The organism is Bacillus cereus group sp. N21, assembly GCF_016483395.1.
In the GTDB taxonomy this organism is placed as follows: domain Bacteria; phylum Bacillota; class Bacilli; order Bacillales; family Bacillaceae_G; genus Bacillus_A; species Bacillus_A pseudomycoides.
The window spans coordinates 1-240 of sequence record NZ_JAEHBX010000422.1; the positions used below are offsets into that span (position 1 = coordinate 1).

The following is a 240-nucleotide window of genomic DNA, read 5'->3' on the forward strand; positions in this document are numbered from 1 at the left end:
CTTGCTGTTGGTTTAATTTTAATGATGTATCCGCCATTAGCGAAGGTGCGCTATGAGGAAATGGGTCGGGTATTTAAAGATGTAAAGGTTTTGGTTCTATCTTTAGTACAAAATTGGATTATTGGACCTGTACTTATGTTTGTTCTAGCAATTATTTTTCTTCCTGATAAACCAGAGTATATGGTAGGGCTTATTATGATTGGTCTAGCACGTTGCATTGCAATGGTGATTGTTTGGAAT

1 protein-coding gene is annotated in these 240 nt (G+C 36.2%); it reads left to right on the forward strand.

Translation table 11 applies throughout. The features are described from left to right. Positions 1 to 240: arsenic resistance protein (locus JDS96_RS31480; RefSeq protein WP_374221033.1), on the forward strand; the 240-nt coding region annotated here is incomplete at both ends.